The organism is Paraburkholderia sp. GAS206C (genome assembly GCF_050435645.1).
Taxonomy (GTDB): Bacteria; Pseudomonadota; Gammaproteobacteria; order Burkholderiales; family Burkholderiaceae; genus Paraburkholderia; species Paraburkholderia phenazinium_B.
Window position 1 is genome coordinate 475,728 of record NZ_JBNDKR010000009.1, and the last position, 8,422, is coordinate 484,149.

The window sequence follows — 8,422 nt, forward strand, 5'->3', positions numbered from 1 at the left end:
CTTTATATGGGGCCGCTCAGAGCTGTTTCATCAGCACGAGCGACTTGCGCTGCCAGTTATAAAGGCGGCGGCGATCTTCCGGCAGGTCGTCGACCGTTGCCTTCACAAAGCCGCGTTTCAGGAACCAGTGTTCGGTACGCGTCGTCAGCACGAAAATGCGCGTGAGACCGCGCGCGCGAGCGCGCTGCTCGATGCGCTTCAGAAGCCGCTCGCCGTCGCCGGTGCCTTGCGCTTCCGGTGCGACTGTGAGGCACGCCATTTCGCCGATGCGTTCCTGCGTGTAGGGATAAAGCGCCGCGCAGCCGAACAGCACGCCATCGTGCTCGATCACCGAGAAGTGGTCGATGTCGCGTTCGATCTGGTGGCGGTCGCGCCGCACAAGCGTGCCGTCCGATTCGAGCGGCTCGATCAGCGCCAGAATGCCGCCGACGTCGTCCGGCGTTGCTTCGCGCAGGCTTTCGAGGTTCTCGTACGAGATCATCGTGCCCACGCCATCGTGCAGGAACAGTTCGAGCAGCAGGCTGCCGTCGAGCGCGTAGGGGATGATGTGCGCCCGCGCCACGCCGCCACGGCAGGCGCGGATGCAGTGCTTCAGATAGAAGCCGGCGTCGCCGGTGACTTCGCCGCTTTCATGCAGCTTGTAGGCGTCGTCGAGCGACAGTTCGCGCATCAGTTCGGTGCCGTCTTCGCCATCCTGCATCAGGCCCGGCGTCTCGGTCAGGAACACGATCTTGTCGGCGCGCAGCGCGATGGCGGCCGCCGAGGCCACATCTTCCATGGCCAGATTGAACGCCTCGCCGGTGGGCGAGAAGCCGAGCGGCGAGAGCAGCACGAGCTTGCGGCTGGCGAGAGAATGGCGGATCGAATCCGCGTCGATCTTGCGCACCACGCCCGTGTGGGCGAAGTCCACCCCGTCCAGAATGCCGACCGGCCGCGCCGTCACGAAGTTGCCGGACACCACGCTGATGTGTGCGTGCGCCATCGGCGTGTTCGGCAAGCCCTGGCTGATCGCCGCCTCGATGTCCAGACGCACTTCGCCGGCCGCTTCCTTCGCGGATTCGAGCGCGCGCGCGTCGGTGATGCGCATGCCGTGCGAAAACTCGGACTCCACGCCGTGCAGGCTCATCTGCTCTTCGACCTGCGGTCGCGAGCCGTGGACGAGCACGATCTGGATGCCCATGGCTTGCAGTAGCGCGATGTCCGACACCAGCGCGTTCAGTAGCCCTTGATGCACCACTTCGCCGCCGAACCCGACGACGAACGTCTTGTTGCGGAACGCGTGAATGTACGGGGCAACCGAACGCATCCAGTCGACGAATTGCGCGTGTTGCGAGTCGGATTCCGTGGCGCCGGACGTGGCCGGAGCGCTCGCGGGCGTGGGGACGAGGTCGGTTTGGGAATTCATGCCCGGGATTATAATGCGCCCCCATGTCGAATGTACCCAAAAGTCCCGCTTCGGCGAACGAGAAAACGGCGCAGGGCGCCGGATCAGACCCATCGCGCGAGTCGCACGGCGAGGGAGGGGCGCGCGCGCGGCCTGCTGGCGGCGTGAAGCAGCAACCGCGGACGACGCAAAAGTCGCCGCAGGCAGGGCAGCAGTCACGCGAGCCGCGTCGCGAGCACGGCGCTGACCCGAAAGCGCCACCGAAGCCGGCTCAAGGGCAACGCTCGCGTGATGACGCTCGCCGTCAAACGGGTGCGGGCCAAGGGCCGGATCAGCGGGGGCGCAATACGCCTCGGGATGCGCAAAACACGGCCGGGCCTACGCGTGGCGCTGATGGCGAGCGTGAACCGCGGGCGCCACGTCCGCCGCGCGCCGCGCGGATAGTCGAGCCCAATCCGATTCCGCCTATCACCTTCCCCGAAGCGCTGCCGGTTTCCGGCCGACGCGAGGAAATCGCGCGGGCGATTGCAAACAACCAGGTGGTGATCGTCTGCGGCGAGACTGGCTCGGGTAAGACCACGCAGTTGCCGAAAATCTGTCTCGAGCTCGGACGCGGACTCGGTGCGGGCGGCTCGGGCCTGATCGGCCATACGCAGCCGCGCCGGATTGCGGCATCGGCGACGGGCCGGCGCATTGCCGAGGAGCTTGGTACGCCGTTCGGCGAAGTGGTCGGCTACAAGGTGCGGTTTACCGACAATCTCTCGCCGGGCGCTTCGGTCAAGCTGATGACGGACGGTATTCTGCTGGCGGAGACGCAGACCGATCCGCTGTTGAAGGCCTACGACACGCTGATCATTGACGAAGCGCACGAGCGCAGCCTGAACATCGATTTTCTGCTTGGTTATTTGCGTGAAATTCTGCCGAAGCGGCCGGATCTGAAGCTGATCGTCACCTCGGCCACCATCGATGCGGATCGTTTTGCGCGCCACTTCGGCACGGAAGACAAGCCCGCGCCGGTGATCGAGGTGAGCGGGCGGCTCTATCCGGTCGAGGTGCGCTATCGCGCGGTGGTGGAAGACAGTCCGGCGGTGAAGTCCGCGGAAGGCTCCTCGTCGTCTTCGTCATCGTCGTCGCGCGAGCGCCCCAAAACGCAGCGTGAGACCGATCGCGATCTGATGGACGCCATCATCGACGCCGTGGATGAACTGTGCCGCGAAGGTCCCGGCGACGTGCTGGTGTTCCTGCCAGGTGAGCGCGAGATTCGCGATGCCGCCGAGGCGCTGCGCAAGCATCATCCGCCGCATACGGAAATTTTGCCGCTGTTCGCGCGGTTGTCGGCGGCGGAGCAGGAGCGCGTGTTCCGGTCCTCGAACGCGCGGCGCATCGTGCTGGCCACCAACGTCGCGGAAACTTCGTTGACCGTGCCGGGGATTCGCTATGTCGTCGATACGGGTTTGGCTCGCGTGAAGCGCTACTCGTACCGTAACAAGGTCGAGCAGTTGCAGGTGGAGTCGATCTCGCAGGCGGCGGCCAATCAGCGGGCCGGTCGTTGCGGCCGGGTCGCGGATGGCGTGTGCATCCGCCTGTACGAGGAGACCGATTTCCAGTCTCGTGTGCGCTTCACCGATCCGGAGATTTTGCGGTCGTCGCTGGCGTCCGTGATTCTGCGGATGAAGTCGCTGCACCTCACCGCGATCGAAACCTTCCCGTTCATCGAACCGCCGCCCGGCCGCGCAATTGCCGATGGGTATCAACTGCTGAACGAGCTTGGCGCGGTCGACGACGACAACGAACTCACGCCGCTTGGCCGTGAGCTTGCGCGCTTGCCGCTCGATCCGCGCGTTGGGCGCATGATTCTCGCTGCGCGTGACCAGCAGGCGCTGCGCGAAGTGCTGATCATCGCGAGCGCGTTGTCGGTGCAGGATCCGCGCGACCGGCCGATCGAGGCGCAGGAGCAGGCCGATCAGGCTCACCGTCGCTTTGCTGACGAGCGTTCTGAGTTTCTGCAATGGCTCAAGATCTGGAACTGGTTCGACGAGGCCATCGCGCACAAGAAGTCGAACCGCCAGTTGCATGACGAGTGTCGTGCTAATTTCTTGTCGCAATTGCGGTTGCGCGAATGGCGCGATGTTCATTCGCAATTGCTGACGGTGGTGCGCGAGCATGGCTGGCGCATCAATGAAGCCGAGGCCACGTTCGAGCAGATCCACCTTGCGCTGTTGACGGGGCTGCTTGGCAATATCGGTTTGAAGGCGGACGACGAGCCTTACTACCTCGGCGCACGCACCATCAAGTTTTATCTGTGGCCGGGTTCGGCGCTCGTGAAAAAAGCCGGGCGCTGGGTGATGGCTGCGGAACTGGTCGAAACGAGCCGGCTTTACGCGCGCTGTATCGCGAAGATCGAGCCGGAGTGGATCGAGCAGATCGGTGCGCATTTGCTGAAGAAATCACTCTCCGAGCCGCATTGGGAAAAGCGCGCGGCGCAGGTGTCGGCCTTTGAGCGGGCCGTGCTGTACGGTCTGCCGATTTATCACCGGCGGCGGGTGAGTTTCGGCAAGCAGGACCCGGCACGGGCGCGTGAATTGTTTATCCGCGGCGCGCTGGTGGAAGGCGAATTCGATACCAAGCTCGCGTTCTTCGCGCACAACCGCAAGCTGCTTGCCGATATCGAGCAGCTCGAACACAAATCGCGCCGTCAGGATGTGCTGGTCGACGATGAACTGATTTACGCGTTCTACGATCAGGCGTTGCCGCGGGGGATTTACACGGGCGCGTCATTCGAACGCTGGTATCGCGATGAAGTGAAGAAGAGCGGGCAGCCGGAAGACAAGCTGCGCCTGCTGTATCTGTCGCGCGACGATCTGATGCGTCACGAGGCGGCTGGAGTGACGACGGACCTGTTCCCGAAGCGGATGACGATGTCGGGCGTCGAGATGGCGCTGACCTATCACTTCGAGCCCGGTTCGCCGCGCGATGGCGTGACGCTTGCCGTGCCGCTCTACGCGCTGAACCAGGTGGATGCGCGGCGCTGCGAATGGCTCGTGCCCGGCATGCTGAAGGAAAAGACGCAACTGCTGCTGAAGTCGCTGCCGCAAAAGTTGCGGCGGCATTGCGTGCCGTTGCCCGAATACGCCGCGGGGTTTGTGGATCGCAACGGTGGGCCGCGTTTCGGAGCGGGTGGTTTGTTGGAGTCGCTGATTGCGGATGTTCGCGAACAGACGCAGGTCGCGATGAAGCAGTCTGATTTCAAGCTCGAGACTCTGGCTGCGCATCTGTTCATGAACTTCAAGGTCGTGGATGAGCACGGGCGGCAACTCGCGATGGGACGCAATCTCGCGCAACTGCGCGCGGAGCTCGGTGGTCAGGCGCAGCAGCATTTTCAGAAGATTGCTTCCGGGGCAGCGGGTGTCGCGCTGGCCGGGGCGAGTGGCGTGGGAGGTGGAGCGGCCGCTGATAGCGGTGATGGACGGGGACGAGAGGCGGGACCAGGATTCGGGCAAGGCGGTCATGCGCGCGGGCAGGGCGGTGCAGCAGGTATTGCGGGTGGCGTGGGTGTCGCGGGTGCAACGTCACGCGAGAAGGGAGCGGGTCGCGCTTCGCGGCCAGGCGGCGTACCGGTGCCGCAGACCGCTTCGTCAGAAACGCCGACGACGACCGCGCTCTACGAGAACCTGACGACCTGGAACTTCGGCAAGCTTCCCGAGTTGCTGGAAATCCGCCGCGGCGGGCAGACACTGTTTGGTTATCCGGCGCTTGTCGATCGCGGGACGCATTGCGATGTCGAGGTGTTCGATTCGCCGGACGAAGCCGCGCGAATTCACCGCGCGGGATTGCGGCGATTGTTCGCGCTGCAATTGAAGGAGCCGATCAAGTATCTGGAGAAGAACCTCCCGGGCCTGCGTGAGATGGCGATGCAGTTCATGCCGCGCGGCACGCAGGAAGAGTTGCGCGACCAGTTGGTGGATACCGCGCTCGATCGCGCCTGTCTGCAGGACCCATTGCCCGCCGACGATGTCGCATTCCATACGCGACGCGATGAAGGACGCAGCCGCCTAACCCTGCTCGCGCAGGAAATTGCCCGGCTGGTGGGGCAAATTCTTAGCGAATACGCGAGCGTTACCAAGAAGCTGGTGCAGGCGAAGCCGTTTGCGGCGGCCCATGCGGACATGCTAGGCCAACTCGATGCGCTGATCGGCAAACGCTTCGTGATCGACACGCCATATGCGCAGCTTGCGCACTTTCCGCGTTATCTGAAGGGGATCGTGCTGCGTATCGACAAGCTCAAAGCCGACCCGGCCCGCGACGCGCGGCAGTTTGCCGAGTTTCATCCGCTGCTGCAGAACTATCAGCGCGCGCTCGCGCAGCGCGGTGGTGTCATGGACGCGCGATTGCTGGAATTCCGCTGGTTGCTGGAGGAGTTGCGGATCTCGCTGTTTGCGCAGGAGTTGCGTACACCGATGCCGGTGTCGGTGAAGCGGCTGTACAAGGTGTGGGAGTCGATGCAGCGGTGAGGGGTTTGAGCTGCGGATGCCTGACCTGGGGGCGATTCTTTAATCGCTCGCACGGAGCGCCGTTGTGCTGTTGCGCCGCTCGCTGTGAGCATAAAAAAGCGCGACATCGATCCCTTGGGAATCGGTGTCGCGCAAAAGATGCAGGTCGCCCAGACCTGCATCCACTCGCTGCTCGTATTACCGGGCACCTGCGATGACTGTTGTCATTGTCCGGCGGGACGGCGAAGTGTCGGTATAAGTAAATTCTTAAAAAAATGTTCGATGGATCGAACGTTGGCCTTCCAGGATGAAAAAAGGCGGGTTGCTAAATTCAGCAACCCGCCTTTTAAATTTAGTAGTCCGATGCAGGGGAATCGCTATTACTGCCGGCGTTTTCCCTGCATCCTGCCAACGTCTACATTTAGAACTCGTAGCCTACTTGAGCGCGCACACCTGCATCACCCGTCGAGGTGGCCGACACTGCGCCGTTCACGAGCCATTTGCCGTTCATCGAACGGTGGGTGACACCGACAGCCAGTGCCGAGCCGTTCTTGTACGCGCCAGCTCCGCCAGCCACAATCGTCTTGCCCGGACCCGACGGCGTCATGTTCGGCATGGCCATTGCTGCGGCGATACCGGCGTAAGCGTTCTTCGCGACCTGATTCACCGAGTCTTGCACCGCGTTCACTTGCTGGTCGGTATAGTCCTTCGCCGACATGCCTGCGGGCAGATCGCCGACGGCAGCGTGCAGCGCCGAGTTCATCTGGCCGAGGTTGACGGCATCGGTATCTTCCGTGCCGGCAGCGACGTTGGTGATCTGACGCTCGTGACCTGCTGAGCCCATGGACACCGTGTTATCGCGGTCTGCGACCGAGTCGGCGCCGATCGCTACGGAGTTGTTGCCCGTTGCCTTGGCGTGGTGACCCATTGCCGTGCTGTTGTCGCCCGAGGCGATGGAACCTGCGCCGTCGGCGGTGCTGTTGTTGCCGGAGGCGGTGGAGTTCGCGCCGGTTGCGGTGCTGTCGCTGCCGGAGGCCGTCGAGTTTGCACCGGTTGCCGTGCTGTTGTCGCCTGTCGCCGAGCCGTTGCTTGCGTTGTTCACGGTAATCTCTGTGACGCGAGAATCGATGCTCGTCATTTGCGTGGTGATGCCGCTGATCTGTTGCTGGAGGTTATCCTGCATCGCGTACAGCTGGCTTCCGTTGACCGCATCGAGGCTCGTGCTGTTGACCGCGCCGTTGGCCACACCGGTCAGCACTCGCGCGCCCTGGGTGCCGGTGAAGTTCACCAGTTGGCCGTTGGTTGCGCTGGCAACCGTAATGTTGCCGGTCGCGCTGTCCTGCTGCACCAGGCCGAGGGTGCCGTTGTTGATCTCGTTGGTGATGCTGTCCATGCGGCCAGCAACGTTCGTCACTTCGGTGTCGAGATTCGAGATCGCGTCGCCGGCGTTGTGCACGGTTTGACCGTTGACCACGTATGACGGAGCGGTGATCGTGCCATCGGGGTTGACGGTCGAGCCGCCGCCCATCGCGCTGGCTGTTGAGGCGCTTGCGTTGAACAGTTGCGAGCCGTTGACCGCGTCGACGCTCGTTGCGTTGACCGCACCTGCCGACACACCGGTCAGAACACGCGAGCTGCCTTGCGCGTTCGTGAAGTCGACGGTGTTGCCGTTCAGACCCTTGGCCACCGTGATGTTGCCAGTTGACGCATCTTGTTGCACGAGGCCGACTTCGCCGTTGTTCAACTGGTTCGTGATGTTGCTTACGTTGGTGTTCAGCGTGGCGATGTCTTTTGTGTTGCCCGCTACGCGGCCATCGAGGTTGCTGACTGCGTCGCCGACGGTGTTGACCGTGCTGGTTGTGCCGTCTGCGTTGGTGACGGTGTAGCTTGGGGCGATTACTGCGCCGGTGGTCGGATCGATTGCTGCGCCGCCGCCCAGTGCTGTGGTCACGCCCTTGAGTTGCGAGACGTTGACTGCGTCTGTATCGGCCGTGCCGTTCGACACGCTTTTCAGCTGGCGTGTACCTGCTGTGCCGGCGAAATCTACTGCGGCGCCGTCGGTGGTCTTGCCTACCGTCAGGTTTGCGCCTGCGGATGCTTGCTGGACCAGACCTGCCGTGCCGTTGGTGATGTTGTTCACCGTCGTATTCAGCGTCGAGATGTCGCCGGTGTTCTTGGTGGTCGCGCCGTCGAGCTTGGTGAGTGCCGAGCCCACGTCGCTGAACGTGCCGCTCTGCACCACGTACGTCGGCGCCTTGATCTTGCCCGTGCTTGCGTCATAGCTCGCGCCGCCGCCCAGCGCAGCTGCAGTTGCCGTACCGTCGGCATTGATCTTTGCGTCTTCCGACTGCAACTGGCTCACGTTCACTGCGTCCGTGGCGGCCGAGCCGGCTGCCACGTTCGTCACACGACGCTCCTTGCCTGCCGAACCGACCGAAACTTCGCCGTTCGCAGTCGAAGCCGTACCCGAAAGCGTGCTGTTGCCCGGGTTGTAACCCGCTGCCGTCAGGTTCGCCGTCGTCGTCGAACCCGAACCCAGTGCCACCGA

General features: G+C 63.3%; 3 protein-coding genes. 1 reads left to right on the forward strand and 2 read right to left on the reverse strand.

Translation table 11 applies throughout. The annotated features are described in order from the left end of the window. Window positions 1-16 precede the first annotated feature (16 nt). Complete coding sequence (gene argA, locus P3T20_RS26750; protein WP_074264118.1) at window positions 17-1,405, reverse strand: amino-acid N-acetyltransferase; 1,389 nt, start codon at window positions 1,403-1,405, stop codon at window positions 17-19. Window positions 1,406-1,428: 23 nt separating this feature from the next. Between argA and hrpA the strand changes: the two genes are divergently transcribed. Continuing rightward, a complete protein-coding gene (gene hrpA / locus P3T20_RS26755) occupies window positions 1,429-5,895 on the forward strand; it encodes an ATP-dependent RNA helicase HrpA (protein ID WP_429288315.1) in 4,467 nt (1,488 codons plus the stop codon). Window positions 5,896-6,295: 400 nt separating this feature from the next. On the opposite strand, the gene P3T20_RS26760 is transcribed toward hrpA, so the two are convergent. After that, the coding region (locus tag P3T20_RS26760) for a YadA family autotransporter adhesin (protein ID WP_429288316.1) at window positions 6,296-8,422 on the reverse strand (2,127 nt) is incomplete at its 5' end.

Excerpts from the sequence above, each read along its gene's own strand:
- hrpA (WP_429288315.1), top strand. The coding sequence starts at position 1,429 with ATGTCGAATGTACCCAAAAGTCCCGCTTCGGCGAACGAGAAAACGGCG.
- argA (WP_074264118.1), bottom strand. The coding sequence starts at position 1,405 with ATGAATTCCCAAACCGACCTCGTCCCCACGCCCGCGAGCGCTCCGGCC.